The 281-nt window shown below is 43.8% G+C and carries 1 pseudogene; it reads left to right on the plus strand.

The features are described from left to right. A pseudogene (gene tuf / locus CWC18_RS20740) lies at positions 1-261 on the plus strand (elongation factor Tu); the annotation flags it as partial. Positions 262-281: the final 20 nt, after the last annotated feature.

The following is a 281-nucleotide window of genomic DNA, read 5'->3' on the forward strand; positions in this document are numbered from 1 at the left end:
GTATACGTACTTTCGAAAGATGAAGGTGGTCGTCATACTCCATTCTTCAAAGGTTACCGTCCACAGTTCTACTTCCGTACAACTGACGTAACAGGTAACGTTGAGTTACCAGAAGGCGTAGAAATGGTAATGCCTGGAGATAACATCAAGATGACTGTAGACCTAATCGTACCAATCGCGATGGACGAAGGTTTACGCTTCGCTATCCGTGAAGGTGGTCGTACAGTTGGTGCTGGTGTTGTTGCAACTATCGTTGAATAATATCGACTATAGTTAATGCA

This window comes from Pseudoalteromonas aurantia, assembly GCF_005886875.1.
Classification (GTDB): Bacteria; Pseudomonadota; Gammaproteobacteria; order Enterobacterales; family Alteromonadaceae; genus Pseudoalteromonas; species Pseudoalteromonas aurantia_A.